Annotated in this window: 15 protein-coding genes; 6 read left to right on the top strand and 9 right to left on the bottom strand. The window is 53.3% G+C overall.

Going from position 1 to position 15,390, the window contains the following annotated elements:
• The first annotated feature begins 55 nt into the window (after positions 1–55).
• A complete protein-coding gene (locus HAD_RS13110) occupies positions 56–1,447 on the top strand; it encodes an exonuclease domain-containing protein (RefSeq protein WP_051596293.1) in 1,392 nt (463 codons plus the stop codon).
• Between the two features lie 17 nt (positions 1,448–1,464).
• On the opposite strand, the gene HAD_RS13105 is transcribed toward HAD_RS13110, so the two are convergent.
• The 3 genes from HAD_RS13105 to HAD_RS13095 form a co-directional block, all read right to left on the bottom strand.
• The gene (locus tag HAD_RS13105; protein WP_035572456.1) at positions 1,465–1,797 is read right to left on the bottom strand and encodes a hypothetical protein; all 333 of its coding nucleotides are present in this window, start codon (positions 1,795–1,797) and stop codon (positions 1,465–1,467) included.
• Positions 1,797–2,840 carry a ComEC/Rec2 family competence protein gene (locus HAD_RS13100; RefSeq protein WP_156942279.1) on the bottom strand — a complete coding sequence of 348 codons (1,044 nt, stop codon included), beginning with the start codon at positions 2,838–2,840 and terminating at the stop codon, positions 1,797–1,799. Before HAD_RS13100 ends, HAD_RS13105 begins: the two co-directional genes overlap by 1 nt.
• A 281-nt stretch (positions 2,841–3,121) precedes the next feature.
• Entirely contained in the window at positions 3,122–4,669 is a 1,548-nt protein-coding gene (locus tag HAD_RS13095) for a reverse transcriptase domain-containing protein (RefSeq protein ID WP_035572454.1), read from the bottom strand.
• Positions 4,670–5,365: 696 nt separating this feature from the next.
• Between HAD_RS13095 and HAD_RS13090 the strand changes: the two genes are divergently transcribed.
• Genes HAD_RS13090 through HAD_RS13075 form a run of 4 tightly spaced genes read left to right on the top strand, consistent with a single transcriptional unit; the run spans position 5,366 to position 9,154 of the window.
• The gene (locus tag HAD_RS13090; RefSeq protein WP_035572453.1) at positions 5,366–5,587 is read left to right on the top strand and encodes a hypothetical protein; all 222 of its coding nucleotides are present in this window, start codon (positions 5,366–5,368) and stop codon (positions 5,585–5,587) included.
• Between the two features lie 14 nt (positions 5,588–5,601).
• Positions 5,602–7,557, top strand: coding sequence for a hypothetical protein (locus HAD_RS13085; RefSeq protein WP_035572451.1), 1,956 nt, complete (start codon positions 5,602–5,604; stop codon positions 7,555–7,557).
• A gap of 3 nt (positions 7,558–7,560) precedes the next feature.
• Positions 7,561–8,373, top strand: a complete 813-nt coding sequence (locus HAD_RS13080) for a hypothetical protein (protein WP_035572447.1) — start codon at positions 7,561–7,563, stop codon at positions 8,371–8,373.
• Position 8,374: 1 nt separating this feature from the next.
• Positions 8,375–9,154, top strand: coding sequence for a hypothetical protein (locus HAD_RS13075; protein WP_035572446.1), 780 nt, complete (start codon positions 8,375–8,377; stop codon positions 9,152–9,154).
• Positions 9,155–9,437: 283 nt separating this feature from the next.
• Here the strand turns inward: HAD_RS13075 and HAD_RS13070 are convergent, their stop codons facing one another.
• Positions 9,438–11,015: a DNA cytosine methyltransferase gene (locus tag HAD_RS13070; RefSeq protein WP_051596292.1), complete on the bottom strand. Its 1,578-nt coding sequence runs from the start codon at positions 11,013–11,015 to the stop codon at positions 9,438–9,440.
• A gap of 65 nt (positions 11,016–11,080) precedes the next feature.
• Here HAD_RS13070 and HAD_RS18445 point away from each other — a divergent pair, with 65 nt between their 5' ends.
• Positions 11,081–11,548 (top strand): very short patch repair endonuclease, encoded by a 468-nt coding sequence (locus HAD_RS18445; RefSeq protein ID WP_084331964.1) that lies wholly within the window; start codon positions 11,081–11,083, stop codon positions 11,546–11,548.
• Positions 11,549–11,733: 185 nt separating this feature from the next.
• Here the strand turns inward: HAD_RS18445 and HAD_RS18105 are convergent, their stop codons facing one another.
• From HAD_RS18105 to HAD_RS13040, 5 genes are all read right to left on the bottom strand, one after another.
• Positions 11,734–12,663: a helix-turn-helix domain-containing protein gene (locus HAD_RS18105; protein WP_051596291.1), complete on the bottom strand. Its 930-nt coding sequence runs from the start codon at positions 12,661–12,663 to the stop codon at positions 11,734–11,736.
• On the bottom strand, positions 12,663–12,872 hold the full coding sequence (locus tag HAD_RS13055) for a helix-turn-helix transcriptional regulator (RefSeq protein WP_035572443.1): 210 nt from the start codon (positions 12,870–12,872) through the stop codon (positions 12,663–12,665). The genes HAD_RS18105 and HAD_RS13055 overlap by 1 nt, the downstream gene beginning before the upstream one ends.
• Before the next feature lie 98 nt (positions 12,873–12,970).
• On the bottom strand, positions 12,971–13,699 hold the full coding sequence (locus HAD_RS13050; protein WP_156942278.1) for a hypothetical protein: 729 nt from the start codon (positions 13,697–13,699) through the stop codon (positions 12,971–12,973).
• A gap of 14 nt (positions 13,700–13,713) precedes the next feature.
• A complete protein-coding gene (locus HAD_RS18440; RefSeq protein ID WP_084331963.1) occupies positions 13,714–14,244 on the bottom strand; it encodes a tyrosine-type recombinase/integrase in 531 nt (176 codons plus the stop codon).
• Positions 14,216–15,235: a DUF2804 domain-containing protein gene (locus HAD_RS13040; RefSeq protein ID WP_035572441.1), complete on the bottom strand. Its 1,020-nt coding sequence runs from the start codon at positions 15,233–15,235 to the stop codon at positions 14,216–14,218. Before HAD_RS13040 ends, HAD_RS18440 begins: the two co-directional genes overlap by 29 nt.
• Between the last annotated feature and the right edge of the window lie 155 nt (positions 15,236–15,390).

Raw genomic sequence — 15,390 nt, 5'->3', positions numbered from 1 at the left:
AACCGTAGATTGGAGATGCGGACCGCAATGTCTTGTGGAAGGTGAAGGAGCCCGGATGTTTGTATTCTATGACACCGAGACGACGGGAACGAACCTCGATTTCGACCAAATTCTTCAATTCGCTGCCATCCTGACCGATGACCAGTTGAATGAGGTGGAGCGTTTCGAAATCCGTTGCCGATGCCGGCCCTGGGTGGTTCCGGCACCCATGGCTCTATTCGTCACCGGGATCTCGCCGGCCCAGCTCACAGATCAGATGACCGGCAGCCATTATGAGATGATGACAGCTGTCCGCGAGAAACTCGAAGCCTGGTCGCCAGCCATTTTTCTCGGCTACAACACGATCCAGTTCGATGAACCGCTCTTGCAACGCGCCTTCTGGCAGACACTCCATCCGCCCTATCTCACCGTTACGAATGGCAATGCCCGTATGGACGTTCTTCCGCTTGTGCGGGCGGCGTCTCACCTTGCGCCCGGGATACTGACCTATCCGACAACAGCCAGGAGAAAGACGGGTTTCAAGTTGGACCAGCTTGCGCCTTTGAATGGCTATTCCCATGAGCAGGCGCATGATGCGCTCGCTGATGTCGAAGCAACTGTCCACATCGCACGCCGTATCGCGGATAGCGCACCGGCCTTGTGGCAGACGATGGTTGCTGCGGCGCCCAAGGCGGAGACGTCCCGAAGATGTAGCGCTGAGGAGCCGGTTCTTATCGCTGAGTATTTCGGCGCGCCCTCGCTCTGGTGGGGGATGCGCACCGACCGTCTCGGGTCCCAGACGTCTGCGGCCCTTATGGCCAGACTCGATACTGACTGGAGCGGGCTCAGCAAACTGGATGATGATGGTCTGGAAAAAGCACTTAAAGCATCTCCCAATCCCTTGCGCCGTATTCCCTTGAACAAAGCCCCTGTCGTCTTCTCGCTGGAAGAGGCACAAACCCATTGGGGACGGGCACCGACGTCCCATGAGTCAGCGCAGGCTCGCCTGCTAAGCACTGACAGTGAGCTTAGGGGCCGCCTTGTTGGCATCGAGGAAGGAACGGCGCCTGTCTATCCACCTGGCGAGCATCTTGAGCAGAAAGTTCATGAGGGATTTGCGAGCTCGGCAGATGCGGCCCGAATGAATGACTTCCATCGCCTAGATTGGCCGGGCCGTCTGGACCTTGTCCGAACTTTCGAAGATGCCCGTTTTCGTCAGATCGCGCAGAGGCTCATCTTCGAAGCTGCGCCAGAACTTTTCAGTCAGGAGGAAGCGGGCAGGTTTACCGCCGCGATCAGCGAGCGGCTTCATTCGTCTCACCAGGACCCTGGTCTATGGCGAACGATTGCGATGGCGCGGGCAGAAATTTCTCACCTGCCGTCGAACGGAGCAGGGTCTACACTGTCTACGGAGCTGGCCCAGTTCTTTGATACGCTTGCTTCTACCTATACTTCAGTGGAAGCGTGAGCGCTGGAGAAAATTGCCTACGTGCCTTCAACGGTCATTTTGAACGTGCTCGACGGCGGGTACCGGGCGTAGATCAATATTCCCTCGTGCAGGTCGGCAGTCTTGGGATTGAACGGATTGAAATCCGCCAGGACAACCGGGCTAGGATGGCCCGGCCTCAGCCGGCTTGGATCGGCGGAAAAGATGCTGAAGGCCGGCGAGAGGTGTTTTGCGATGCCTCTGTGCCAATTGTATTTTGAGCCGTGATGCATGACCTGAAGCGCCAGGATGTCCGCCATGCGCGCCGATCCGAAATACTTTTTCAGATTGTCCAGCTCCGAACTCATCTTCAGAACGCCATCGCCGGTCATCAGAAAGCTTCCGACGAGGCGCCTCGCATGGGTGGGTTAAATCCGTGCCCAATAATCCCAGTGACGGGGCTGGGGTAATCAGGGAAGGCTGCGGGCCAACGAAATCCGCAAGCGCGCACTTTAGTTCGACGGAGAGGTCCTTCAAACAGGAACAGGCTGCCGCGATTGCGCTTTTCTGAAGTGCGGCTGCCCGTCAGATGATGATCGTATAGCTTCTTCAGCGCTTGAATGCATTCCTCGCGTTTTGTGTCAGAGGCCGCCTTCATCAGATCATTGCGGGATCGCGCGACTTCGCTGGAAAAACGCTGGAGATTTCTCGGCTTGGGAAGGGGATCGTTGTAAGGAACAAACTCCCAGAGATGTTCGATAGCAATTCTTCCTTCCCGCTCCAGCAGAGCGATCTTCGGATAGCGTCCTGTTGTGCCAATCTCGCTACGTCTCATCGCATAAATGTCGGGACCGAACGCTTCTGGAATCCCATCTGAATATTCGATGATTTCTTTCAAGCTGCCGAATGTTGGTCGTATGTCCGGGGCCACATCTCCAAAAGGCAAAGAGCCATCTTGTGGTGGAGTCAAATCTTCCCCCGGCGTAACCGGAGGCGCATCCGGCGAAGAGGGAGGTACAAACAGGAACTCGATATCCGGATCGTTGGCCTGCTGAGCAAGATAAGCGGTGGGATTGAGGTAGAACCCTGCAATCCCCTCGGTGCCTGTCACTCCCTGATCAAACGCCAGAATAAGTCGCTGCGCGAGATCCATATAGGGAAGCATGATGCGGCGTATTGACGTTTTACCGAGCAACCGGGAAACGCCGCTGATATGGTCCGCGTCAAAATGCGAGATGACGAACATATCGAGCGAGGAGACGGCGCTCGCAAATCTGTCGACCTCACGCGTGACAAGCGGTTGCGCCCAGTGGTTTCCACAATCATAGACCCATGCATAGTCCATCGCGGGATCTTGACCGTACACGCGTAAAGTGGCGGACGAGAAAAGACCATGACCGACCGGATGAAAAATCGTGGCGACGTCAAAATGCATGGTGGGTTCTGATGTTTGCCCTCAAGTAGACCTTCAACCCTAAATAATTCTGTGCCGTTCGACGAGGCTGCATTGCCGCGCTCACGCAGTCTTCGGCCTCGCCTCCTCAATCTTGGCCGCGACCGAAGTTGCTATGTCCACCCAGCAGCCCGCTTGCGTTCGAAGATATTCGTTAACCGCCAGACGGTGATAAAGTCACTTCAGAGATCGAAGCATGAATCTGCAGCCTGGAGCGACGATATCCGGCTGATAAGATTGCTTAGTCCCCGGCTGCCAGCTGTCTAATATCCGAACAGGTTTTCGAAGTCCGAATAAAAGCCGTACTTCGGGGCTTCGACGTTTTCGAGACCAAACGTGTAGAAGTGCTTGCGCGCAGCCCGCCACCCGCGAACGAGGCTTGGCATACGCGATTCAGGCAGCTGCGGTCCCTGCCATGCTGCCGGGTCGAGCCAGGTACCGGTTGCGAGTGATTTGTTGGTAGGCTTCGGGCAGGACGCTCCGTATTTGCTGGCAAGAATGTGGTACCGGGTTCGCATTGCACGGCGCACGATGCTCAGCATCCAGCCGTCAAGCTCCTTGAGCGGCGCAGGATCGTCGAGCAAACAGTAAAATCCCATAAGACCTTTCATGCGCGGAAGGCGGGTCCCACGTTCAATAAAGCCGGATATTTCAGCTTCTGAAAGCCCACCGTAAATGGACCGGCGAAGCTCGTAGATCAGACCGAGCAGGTCCCAATCATATTGTGGGTTGGTGCCGCTACACCTTGAATTGTTGAACCCTGCGTGCAGGTAATGAATGAGATACAAGTTCGCCAAACGCGATACGCGCGCTTTCAGCTTTCGAATTGTCTTGTCCGGTGCAGTCAAACCCGAGGGCGAAAATCGGTAGCCGAGATAGTCGAAATATGGAATGGTTCTGAGTTCTTGCTGCCTTGATGAAACAATCGCAATTCCAGGTGATTTGGTCGCGTTGACCTTCAGGCCGCTTACCCGGCAATGATCCAGAAAACACTTCTCGATGAGTTGCGCCTGCGCATAGTCGGAGCTGAGTGCGACGACATCGTCGGCAAAACGGACAAATCTGCCAGCCGCAGCAGTTAGGTCGACATCAAGATCGTGGTTTGCGAGGTTCGCCAGCAAGAGCGAAACGGAAGACCCTTGCGGCGTGCCTTTGTGGCGGTGCTTGAAGCTGCCCGATGCGTAGTCTTGGTAGTATGCGTACTGATGGTGCATGAAGCGATCGAATATGTGCTTCTCGTGCGGTGTCAGGCTGATTTGCCCCGAATCCTCCAGCTTCCGCTTCAGATATCTTGATGGGATATTGTCGAAGTATTTCTCAAAATCGATCTGAACGGCGAAGAGCTTGCCGCGATCATCGAATTCCCTGAGCGCCAGTATTGCATCGAACACATTCTTGTCCGGATGGTAAGCATAGGAGGCTGGCGAAAGACGCTTAATGTTCCGGTCCCGGCTTCGGCGCAATACAATATTTGCCAGGGCCGCATCCGGAATCGAGAAAGCCATGACTTCGCGGTGCGAGCCATCTGGTTTTGGGATCGCATAACATATTGCTGGGGCCGGCTCGTAGGCTTTTGTCAGAACCTTGTGCCAAATTGTCTTCGCCAAAAAGTTGGCGTGCCGCGCGCAGTATTTTGGATCGAAATGCCTTGAGAAAGGGGGCGAGGTTTGACGGGAAGAGGGACCGGCTGCAAGACCGGTACGTTTGGCAAATTGTGCCTGATAGTGTTTCTCAAGCTCCGCCGCGTTTGCCTCCTTCTCAAAGGCGCGTTTTGCGAGCCGCTTGATCTCGACTTTGATCGCGTTCTGCATGGCTCCCCGCAAGATCGGCGGACGGGGGCTTAGAGTCAGGGAGTCCAGAAAGATTTTTGTCTTTCCGTCGCACGCGCCCTTTGCCTGTCTAACAAAGAGCTCGTACGCCATCAACGCACTGGGCGTTCGGTACTTTGCCCCCGCCGCCTCGGCTACTACGCCAGTTTGATGACCGTATGATTGGCCAAGAGATTCGTCAACTTTTAGGCGACGCCGATTCCAAGTGGAATTGGATGCCCTGGGCCTTGCTCATTAGAACTGCTCTGCCCCCAAAAACTCCAGCCCAGAATGAGGGCAATTTTGGGATCGGTTCAAGAAAGGGGCAGACTCTCGAAATAAGCGCGGGACGCGTGGGGCTCAGGTCAATGCTCAAGACCGCGCTTCACTATTGGCGAGCGCCGAATACTCCCTCCGAATTAGCACCGAGAGCTGACACTAGAAACATTCGAACCGAATTGGACAATTAGTCTCCAACTCGAATGCCTAATATCGGCACTCCCGCATGCACTCCAGTCAGCATGGTGCGCATGGCTACGGGAAGCAGGTTAGCCCCCTATATCCAAATTAGTAATGCTCTAGGCAGGTGTCTTTTGTGCAGAGAACACGCACCAACCAAAGCGCTACAGACAATAATATATAAAAAATGTTTGTAATAATGTTCATATGTGAACATATTGAGCACAAAGGAGAGTTGATATGTCTGATAAAAGGGACAAATTTGTTCGGCTGGCTGAAAACAGAGTCAATAAAGCTATCAAGGATATCCAATTAATCGGAAATCTTTGTAACAAAAGCGCATATGAGTACACCGACGAAGATGTGAAGAAGATATTCCGCGCTCTGCAGGAAGCCGTGGATGGCTCGAAGAAGCGATACACTGAAATAGGCTCGCAATCGCGCAGTGAATTTAAGCTATAAGGAGATTTTACTCGATGTGGGTATTTCCAAAATCAGGTCCATTTGACAGCAACAGAAAATCTAAACTTGACCAGTTCTTTAGCGGGCAAAACGCGGCGACATCTGTTGTCAGAGAAGCAATCCAGAACTCTCTTGACGCCGCGTTGGACAAGTCTGGTCCGCCCGTAGTTGTTTATTTCAAACTTTTTGACCGTCAGTGGGCAGACTTCCAACGGTTCATCTCAACTGAAGATGAAGGCCTTAGTTTGAACGATCACACCAAGTGCGATGATCTCGGCAGATATGCGGAGGATTTCGAAGGAAAGACCATTCGCTGTCTGTCAGTTGAAGATTATGGGACTAGGGGCCTGACCGGTTCAACCGATAAGAACAAGGCCCTTTCTGGGAGCAACTTTGTCGGGTTCTGGTGGAATGAAGGAATTACCGGTAAAGGGAGCGGTACGCTCGGAAACCATGGTGTCGGCAAAACCACGCTGACTCGTATCTCGGGCATGTCGACTATTTGGGCAGTTACCAAGCGTTCTGACGATGATCGGGAGTTCCTTATTGGATTCTCTAACCTGCCCTTCCATCAATTGGATGATTGCAGCTACCTGGGCTATGGGCGGTTTGGGAAAACGGCTTCAGATGGTAGCTCATTCATGCCCGTAGAGGATGGCGACACTATAGCATCATTTGCCAAGACGTTTAGTTTGGATCGTGCAGGGTACGGACTGTCTGTTCTCATACCGGCCGTGCACGATAACGTTGGTCATGATTCAATTCTAGAGGCCCTGCTGGATGACTACTATTGGCCCATTTTGAGGGGTCGACTCAATGTTTCCATTACTGATGAGATCTCGGGTCAGGCCACAAATATCGACGCCGAAAGTCTCAATGGCGCGATTTCAAAAATAAAGGACAAGAAAAAGCTCGAGAAGACCAATCTGCTGGTCAATAAAGCTAGGCAGGTGATGCAGATGAAAGAAGATCGCCATCCGAACTACTTTATTGGCATGCAGCCCGCTGTCGAAGGTGATGATGAAAAAAGCAAACGCGCCAATTTGAAAGCTTCCTGCTTCAGTGAAGACAACCTCCAGCGCATTAAAGATCAGTACGAGAAAGGACATATGGTCGGGGTCCAATTCGGTGTCGATCTTGTACCGATCAAAGGTGATGCAACTACAGGAATCTTCGAGGTGTTTCTCCAGGCGGCCTCTGAAAAGGCTCCAAATGGAATTAGTCAATTTCTACGTAATGGCATCATTCTTTCGGAGCAAAAGGACAACATATCGGGCCGCTTCGGATGTTGCTTTATAATCGTCGAAGACAAGGAAATGTCAGACTATCTGGGGTTGGCCGAGGGTCCGGCACATACCAAATGGCTTATCGGTACGTTGAAAGATCATAAGAAGTTCAAATCTGACTGGCCTCTTCGTTTCGCAATGGACGCTGCCCGAGAGCTTTATAGAATTCTTGTCGGAGAGGATGAGGAGAAGGACAAGATCGAAGGCTTCGCCGCTGATATCTTCTCGATCAAAAAACCATCGCAAAACGATGCGAGCGAAGCGAAGAAGCAAAAAGGCAAGAAGACCAAAAAGCCCGAAATTACGAAACGGGAGCGTGCTACCGAATTGGTAAGGATCGATCGCGAACAAGCGAGGACAGGCTTCTCAATAGTGCCAGTAGCGGGACTTAGTGATGTGATGGCTGGCGAAGACATAACGCTGCCGCTAACGATCGAAATAGAAACGGCCTACCTTTCGGTCGGCGGGAATGCCCGTTCATTCAAAGATTACACTCCAATCGATTTCGATTTTTCCAGCACTATTGGTGTAGAAATCACTCCTGAGAAGGCCGCTAAAGTCCTTACACAGAATGGCAACAAGCTTGTGGTCGAAGTTCAAAAGCCGGAATTTAAGGTTGTGGCTAGCGGATTCGATAGGCACCGAGACCTATTGATTAAAACAGAGGTAAAGGTGGGGGGATAAGTAATGTCGGTTCGCACTCATTTTGTGGAAAAGTGGAATTTCACAAATCGCAAACGAATAAAGCAAAAGCCAGAGCTGATATTAGTGGAACAGCTTAATAGAAACTCCAATGAATTTGTGTTTAAGGTTCAATGGGATGAAGAAAATATTCTCAAGCAATCTGGCATAGATTCCTCAATCGATCGGTTGCTTGTGCTGGATGTCCTATTCCTTGGAAATACGCACCGGTTTGAGTTGCCAGAGGGGGGGTCCACCGAAGAGTTCGTGCTTGAAGATTGTCCGGACAACGCCATTCTCGAATTTCGTCTCAAACTCGTATCGAACGATGAGGCAACCCGGGGAATACTGCTTGCAGCAACATCGCCCTTCAAACTTCAGGCGGGACCAGGGACGAATGATGCAGGAAGCAGCTTTGAAGGTTTCTTTAGTCCAGATCTTTCCGATAGTCTCGGTTCAAGAATTTGGTCGGTGACTTGGCCAGCGCCAGATATGCCGGTGATTTCGCTCAATCGGGCCTATTTTAACAAGTCCAAAGATCAAGCCTATTTTCCAGTTCACGTATTTCCGGAAATTCTGCGTGCGGTCGTCGTTGGGCTTCTCCTTAATAATGAAGATCTAAATGTATTGGAGGAGGGCTCCCCGGCTGATGATTGGCTGAAATTTGTTGAGCAATCCCTCGAATATTCGCTTCGAGGAGAGGATGCCGAACTTCCGGATGGAAACGAAGAGCGCTTAGAACTTTCAGACAAAATTGTTACGGCGTTTACGGAGAAAAAGTGGCGAAACGGGAAAACCTTGCTTGAGGAGTTTGTGTAAGATGCAATTGGCTATGTTCAATCAACGAGGGATCGAAGCTTTCGAAGCACTTATTGAGACAGCGCGTGACAATGTTGATGCCCGAAAGCCAGCCCTAGTGGACGATGCATTCTTTTCAGCTGTAGATGCGATCGCCGTTGATCCGGAAATGACAACCATTGTATCTCATGAAATTGAGATTGATGCAGGGCTTCAATTCAAGGACAGGTTTGAAATGGGGGAGTATCTATCTGAAAACCTTCCCACTGATCTTGCTGTTGTGCAACACACGAACATTGGGCTGTGGGCGTGGATTTCTGCTATCTATTTGAGGCAACTCCTCGAAAAGCCGCCAAAGGGGGGGGAGTGGAAGCTTTGGAGTGCATACCGATACATTCCCAGGGAATATCAAAAGTTTAGGTATTACCGACATCTCGCGTTTATGAGCTTCTGGCTTCATCGCTCCTTTGGCGAGGAGGTCGCAAAATTCTTTCTATCCAGGCCTCCCTACGCACATTCTGATGCCATCGAGCAACTATATACTCAGGATAGGGACTTCCTAGCCTCTCGTGGCCTCATGAAAGCTGCAGTTGAAATGTATATTGATCCAAAAACTGGAACTATGAAGCGCAATGCTTTGGGAAAAGCGACGCCGGGAAGCGCAAGGCGTCTCGCCACTAAAATTGCAAAACAACTACAGATGAATTACGATCTGTACTCTATGAGCAAAGCAGATATTTATGCCTTGCTTCCATCCGAGTTCGACAGCTGGCGCCCCAGTAGTGAGAAGGCTCCATTCTAGCCGCGGAAAATGACCCCTGATATTGACAAGGGTCGAGCGCAAACCGGCTCGATGAGCCGAAGACAGACCCGGAGGGCGGGGGAGTGACATCTCCTGAACTCTTGTTTCGGTATTTTTGAGCGCGAGTGGTGTCACACACAATGTGGCTGATCAAAAACGTCGCCAAACAAACAATATATATTCATCTGCACGCTGAAATACTTGGAGAATAGCCTAGTCTCGGAAAGTGTTGGCCTCTAATCGGCGCTTGGAAGAGGTTCAAAAAGCTTTGCATCGGGTCTGACTACGCTGCTTTAGGCTGAATTTTCCGGGATTTGAGTGGAGCGTTTTCAAGGATTGCAAGGACAACATCTGCAATCTGGTTGGCCAAAAGTGGAGGGACCGCATTGCCAACTTGCACATATTGTTGAGTGCGATTTCCAAGAAAAAGGTAGTCGTCCGGGAACGTTTGAAGCCGGGCAGCCTCGCGCACAGTTAGGCTGCGGCACTGCAAAGGATCTGGATGGATGAAATAGTGTCCGTCCTTGGATATGTGACTGGTGACGGTGGTCGAGGGTCTGCTTGCAACCTGCGCTCTGAACCGATCCGCGAAAACACCCGTTGTCCAGTTTTGGTGGTCCGGTGCGAGAGCTTCAGGAAATTCCGAAGCTTTTGGTGAGCGATCATGAGCGCCGGCAAAAGCCGCGGCGAAGAAATACCTGCCCAGATCCGAACGCATGTGTCCGCGAGAGTGGTGATTGGCCGTGCCGCGCAGGGCTGGGGTGTGAAGCCAGTCGCGCAGTTTTGGAGGGCACTCGTTTCCCGGAATGCTGGTCGCTGATGAAGACTGTGGCAGCTCCTCATCGAGTTCAGAGAAGATCCGGATGTTGAGAGCCACCTGTTCTCGCAATGCCGCAGGTTCCTTCCTGACGGCTTTTTCGACCCGCTTCATCTCCGACAGGGCAGCCTTGTGCCAGTTTGCCCAGCTATTTGTTTCCTTGCTCAATCCACTCCGCAAGCGGGGCAGGGAGGCGAGTACTGCCTGGGCCGGAACAGGTTTGTCCTGCGCAGCAAACCGGAAATTCTCAGCTCCGCCACTACCCAGGTTCTGAGCAACATCTCGCCGAATACCGAGGAGAATGACCCGGTGACGGGCTTGAGGAATGCCATGCTCTTCAGCACGTATGATGAAGTCAGAAGGCTTCCAGTCCCCAAGGAGATCATTACCTTCGGATTTCAGCGTCAGGGGCACCAGGGTGTAGAGATCCTTCTCTCCGCCAACACTGCGAAGGTCTTGCATGAGCAGATCGAACACCCGCTGATCATTCACGGATGAAGAAAGCAGCCCTTTCACGTTCTCCATGATGAAAACGGCCGGTTTCAGGGATGCGAGGACATTCAGGTACTCGCGAAACAGGAAATGGCGATGATCCGCAGCTGCATCATACCCCTGAATGCCCTTGTTTCTCGAGCGTCCTGCGAGGGAATAGGCCTGGCAAGGAGGTCCACCAATCACGACGGTCCTGTCACCCCACTTTTTCTTGGCCTGAGTGATCGCGGCCGATAGGATTTCCGTTGTTTCACGCTTTCCGAGCTCCATGCACAGCGCTTCAGCGCACGCCTCCTTCCAGGCCGCCTTGTTGACCGAGGACCAGTCCGGCTCAGACGATCTACCCGCATGAAAATCAAGGTATTCTTCCGGAATGGCGTCCAATGTCCTGAGGAAGGCGCGAAGGCGCAGGGTCGAGTGAGCGGACGGGTCCATCTCGACGGAGCGATAGATACGGAATGCGCGTTTACCTGAGGTATTGAGCTGACGGCTGAAACCTTCTCCGAGCCCTCCAGGGCCGGCGAACAGATCAATGATACCGTAGTCTTCCATTTGACCCTCCGATCATCTCGTTCTTGAAGTGCTTTGCGAACCAAGTCCAGGAGCTCTGACCATCGATGGCAGACATTGTCGATCAGAAAACCCGCTCCCGCATGATGTCCGGAATCGGTGGCAAGAATACCAAACCTGAGCTGGCCTTGCGAAAGGCGCTACATGCTCGTGGATACCGATATCGACTGCACCATCGCAAGCTCCCGGGCAGGCCAGATATCGTGATGCCCAGCCGCCGAATCGTTATCTTCGTTCATGGCTGTTTCTGGCACCGCCATCCAGAGTGCCGATACGCGACTACGCCCACAACACGACCGGAATTCTGGGCTCAGAAGTTCGAAAGAAATGTGGAACGGGATGCGGAAAACGTTGCTGCATTACAGGAATTGGGATGGCGGGTTGCCGTGGTCTGGGAGTGCGGTCTCAAACCTGCGGATTTCGAAGCGAACCTCAATCAACTTATCGATTGGATCGAGACACCAGATTCGGCTCAAGAATATCTGGTAATCCCTGGTCCAGATCGCCCTGAATAGATGCTCGAATCGGCGGGCAACTGGTATTTCTCGAACAAAAAAATATCTCCACATTTTTGACCGCAGAGAAAAATCGACTACCCCGCCGGTCTGGGAGGAGGGGCTCCAGAGTTGGACCCTCCCCCCGGGGTATGCAGGTTCGCTCCTAACGACCGGACCGACTACGGATGCGACGTGTGTCGACCTCACCTCGGCACGTAACGCGCAATGGTGGAGCCATTCTGGACAAGAACCACCGGCTTGTTTTGACCAGTCGCAAGCCTGTTCAGCGCGCTCCCATGACCCGTCTGCAGCGTAGCAATACGAGCAGCCACATCGGACGTGATCTCGATCTTGTCAGACAGCTCGTGCGCATTGAGACGCTCCACCAACGTTCTGGCGCGCATCTCCGGCGCCCCAGACTCGACCATGCAGACAGAAAGGGCCTCGCAAATGGGGCAGGTGGCGGACTGAGACTCGGTACCGCTTGCCTTGTCCGATGTTCCATTGGAATGGCTCAGCAATTCGATCAGCGGTTCCCAGCTCGTCAGTTTCTCATGACTTGCCTGCAGACGATGCTTCAGCCGCTTCGTAACCAAAGGCAAACGACGGACCATCTGAACAGCCTCTTCATCCGGCTTGCCCAGGAGGAATTCGATGACAGGGAAGAGCGAGAACATCGACTTGTGGCTTTGCGGATCGATGAAGGGGGACAGTTCCTTCCAGATGAGATTTTGCACGTCAGCCTGACCGGTGCCCGCAAGTTCTTTGGATAGTTTAGATGGATAGTTACGTCCGGACTCTGCGTCGGTATTCTGGGAGACTCCCTGACGACCTTTCGAGACCAGGAGTCCGATAGGGAGCGCGATCGCGAAATCATACCCGCGCCGGTTTCCGTTTGCGCTCCGCCGCTTGCGACGGATCAGACCTAGATCTTCCAGTTCCGAAATCGCCCGATCAACAGTCTTGATTGAGTAGTGCGTTCTCTGAGCAATCCGCTTCATGGTCGGAAAGCAGAAACCGCTGGCATCGGCGTAGCTGCACAGTTCAAGGAAAATGGCCCGATAAGGTCCGCGCAAACCTTCGACCTGGAAAGCAAGCCGAAGGAACAGATAGCCGGATTTCTTCTTGCTCATCACTGACCCCGCATGCTGCGGTCAGCGCGGGCGGACGCTGTGTCGATTGCCCGCTCAAGCTCATCACGACGCCAACGCGTGACGCCGCCGAGGCGAATGGGAGAGGGGAGGGTTTTGTCGCTGACCCGGCGCCAGAGGGTCGCCCGGGAAATCCCGAGCAGCTGGGCAGCTGTCTTGTCCGAGAGAAGCAGGGAAGGGGTGTCTGTCATGTGGTTTGCTCCGATCTGAGATTTGATGGAGCAATCTGATCAATGATGCAGACATTCAGCCACGAGGAATCCTCGCAGCTAGCTGTCCACTGTAGTACCTACGGCGTATTTCGAATTAATTCGAACGCCTCCTCGGTCCAGTCCTCAATCGTTGAAGGCGCGGGAAATCCATACCGGGTTTCGAGTTCCGGATGATTCAGTTCCTTCATCCGTGCCGTCACATTTTTGAGTCTCTGTTTGGGGTCGATATTGTTGATGCCAGGCTCTTGAAGGATGCCGGCGACGATTTCGATGCTTCGCGCTCGCTTTGTGCTGTTTTGGGCGCCCGTCGTTGAGCCACCAGATCTTGTGTCCCGATCGCTCTTGATCCCTTTTTCGACGAAGGTCCCGTTCCGATAATTGATGTCATACAGCGCAAGTTCGACACCGGCTTCCAGGGCGCAATTGAGTTTCACATTGCAATCCTTTGCGGACAGGGCGTCGGACAGTTTTTCAGCGACCATGGCCATTTGATACAGCGTGCTGCCAAGAGGTTCTGCCCTCTGCACACAATCGAAACCGCGCATCTTGATCACGTATTCGCCATGCAGCGGTTCCGCGAAGTCCCGGCTCTTTGAAAGATCGCGGTAGATAATGTCCAACGCCTTTGGATATCCGGCAATCTCGAACACGTTGTCGATCCTGTTCAGAAATTCGAGCAATCGGTCATCAAAGTTCCGCTTAAGATCGTCGTTCTCCAACCGATGGCCATCGGCCCAGGTTATGCGACCACTCCTGGGAAACTGCCGAAACCCGGCTCTTATGATATCCGTGCCGTCAGTGGACATTCCAAACCTCCATCTCAGGGAGTCTGCAGAATGTACCGACCCCACTCATCCATCAGTTTTCGGCGCTTCTCGAAAAGGTCGGTACGCCGGTAGGCAGCCTCAGCCTTGTTCTTCACGACATGGGCCAAGGCAGCCTCCTTCACCTCATGGGGAAAGGAAGTCGCTTCTTCCGACCAGTCGCGGAACGTCGATCTGAAACCGTGAACCGTCACATTTAGGTCGATTCTCTTCGGGACGGCCGACAACGTCATGTCGGAAAGTTGTGTATTAGTCTGGCGGGACGGGAAGACGATTTCTCCCTGATGCGGGTCAAGGCGCCTCGCTTCCTTCAAGATCGCCATGGCGGCCGGGGACAGGGGAACGCGATGATCACGGCCGGACTTCATCCGGTCGCCGGGCAGGGACCATGTTCGAGTTTCAAGATCAATTTCATCTTGAGAAGGGCTGAGATTCGCGTTTGCGCGTCTCCTCCTCCGCCAGCGCTCTCGAACTGGCCCGCTTTCCGGTCGACCGGTTTCACCAGCGGTTCCGGACTTCTTCGGCAAAACCGGGCAGGGCGGCGATCTTCAGAACTGATCCATCATCCAGTTTCACTTGCCCGGAGAATGTACCGAACACCTGGTCCTGGGCCGTTTTGAACACGCCGAGGTCTGTGGTGTGATGGCGATTGACGATGGGATCGAAGTGCATTTCGAACCGGTCATCATTGCTTGTGAATCGCCAGGGCGCAGAATCCGGCGGTCCTTCTGGCAAGTGGAACGTCACTTGATCGAGCTTGTGCGCCTTGCCGTCCACAAAAACCATGTTTTCAGAGGCGGCTGAGGTATCACCGAAGCCGTAACCGATGTTGAAGCCGACGCATCGGTCGCCGCACATACCGGAGGCCGATCCCCAGTACCAGACGTTGCTGTAGGTCCACACACCCCGCCCCCAGTCCAGAACACCGAAAGCGGAATCCGGAGTGAATTGGTGGACGTCTGTCCCGATCCTGATTTCGCCTGAGGCCGCCAGGCAATTGATTTTCTGATTGTAATAGAAGGCCTTTGGCGCATTGGGGAACGGTGTCGCAATGACCATCCGATCCATAGGAGGCTGGGCGAGCCACAATTCTCCTTTTAGTCCACGCCCGCCATCAAAGCGCGGCGCATCAACTATCAGCCGACGGCCGCCTTCCTCATGCAGAAAGCTCAGAGACATATCTTTGTGTTTCTGGACGATGTCACCACGATCGGCGGACCCAGGCAGGCCCATCCGGCCCATGGGAAATGGGATGACTGCGCCGTCATTCACTGCCGTTCCGCTCTTCAGATCCATCCAGGATGTGCCGAGGAAGCCAAGATACCCATTGTCTGCGACAGTCAGGGCGAGGCCGAAGTCAGGTGTGAGGATGCAGTAATAGTCCCACTCCTTGATCCGGAAGCCGCTGGCCCGGATGGCTGACCTGTCATACTGGCGCACTTCCTCGGTGGCCCAACCACGGTCAATCAGCTGGCCGCGCGCATCGAGCAGGGGGCCTTCACCAAGTGTATGTTGCATTCCGTTTGTTCCCCCTGAGTGTGCAGATAGCGGTCTAGGCTCGCTCTGATTGACGTCTCATGTCTTCACCTGTGTTTCCGCCATCCGGCAAGAGCGCGGCTTGAAAAGATGTAAACAACCGGTAACCGTATTCACCGGATCCTTCAGGTGAGGTT

It is taken from the genome of Hyphomonas adhaerens MHS-3 (assembly GCF_000685235.1).
Taxonomy (GTDB): domain Bacteria; phylum Pseudomonadota; class Alphaproteobacteria; order Caulobacterales; family Hyphomonadaceae; genus Hyphomonas; species Hyphomonas adhaerens.
The sequence above is the reverse complement of the archived record's forward strand: the minus strand, read 5'-3'. Positions and strand labels throughout refer to the sequence as shown.

Coding starts and splice junctions, on each gene's coding strand:
- HAD_RS13085 (WP_035572451.1), top strand. CDS start 5,602: ATGTGGGTATTTCCAAAATCAGGTCCATTTGACAGCAACAGAAAATCT.
- HAD_RS13075 (WP_035572446.1), top strand. CDS start 8,375: ATGCAATTGGCTATGTTCAATCAACGAGGGATCGAAGCTTTCGAAGCA.
- HAD_RS18445 (WP_084331964.1), top strand. CDS start 11,081: ATGGCAGACATTGTCGATCAGAAAACCCGCTCCCGCATGATGTCCGGA.
- HAD_RS13050 (WP_156942278.1), bottom strand. CDS start 13,699: ATGTCCACTGACGGCACGGATATCATAAGAGCCGGGTTTCGGCAGTTT.
- HAD_RS13105 (WP_035572456.1), bottom strand. CDS start 1,797: ATGACCGGCGATGGCGTTCTGAAGATGAGTTCGGAGCTGGACAATCTG.
- HAD_RS13100 (WP_156942279.1), bottom strand. CDS start 2,840: ATGCATTTTGACGTCGCCACGATTTTTCATCCGGTCGGTCATGGTCTT.
- HAD_RS13080 (WP_035572447.1), top strand. CDS start 7,561: ATGTCGGTTCGCACTCATTTTGTGGAAAAGTGGAATTTCACAAATCGC.
- HAD_RS13055 (WP_035572443.1), bottom strand. CDS start 12,872: ATGACAGACACCCCTTCCCTGCTTCTCTCGGACAAGACAGCTGCCCAG.
- HAD_RS13095 (WP_035572454.1), bottom strand. CDS start 4,669: ATGCAGAACGCGATCAAAGTCGAGATCAAGCGGCTCGCAAAACGCGCC.
- HAD_RS18105 (WP_051596291.1), bottom strand. CDS start 12,663: ATGAGCAAGAAGAAATCCGGCTATCTGTTCCTTCGGCTTGCTTTCCAG.
- HAD_RS13090 (WP_035572453.1), top strand. CDS start 5,366: ATGTCTGATAAAAGGGACAAATTTGTTCGGCTGGCTGAAAACAGAGTC.
- HAD_RS13040 (WP_035572441.1), bottom strand. CDS start 15,235: ATGCAACATACACTTGGTGAAGGCCCCCTGCTCGATGCGCGCGGCCAG.
- HAD_RS13110 (WP_051596293.1), top strand. CDS start 56: ATGTTTGTATTCTATGACACCGAGACGACGGGAACGAACCTCGATTTC.
- HAD_RS13070 (WP_051596292.1), bottom strand. CDS start 11,015: ATGGAAGACTACGGTATCATTGATCTGTTCGCCGGCCCTGGAGGGCTC.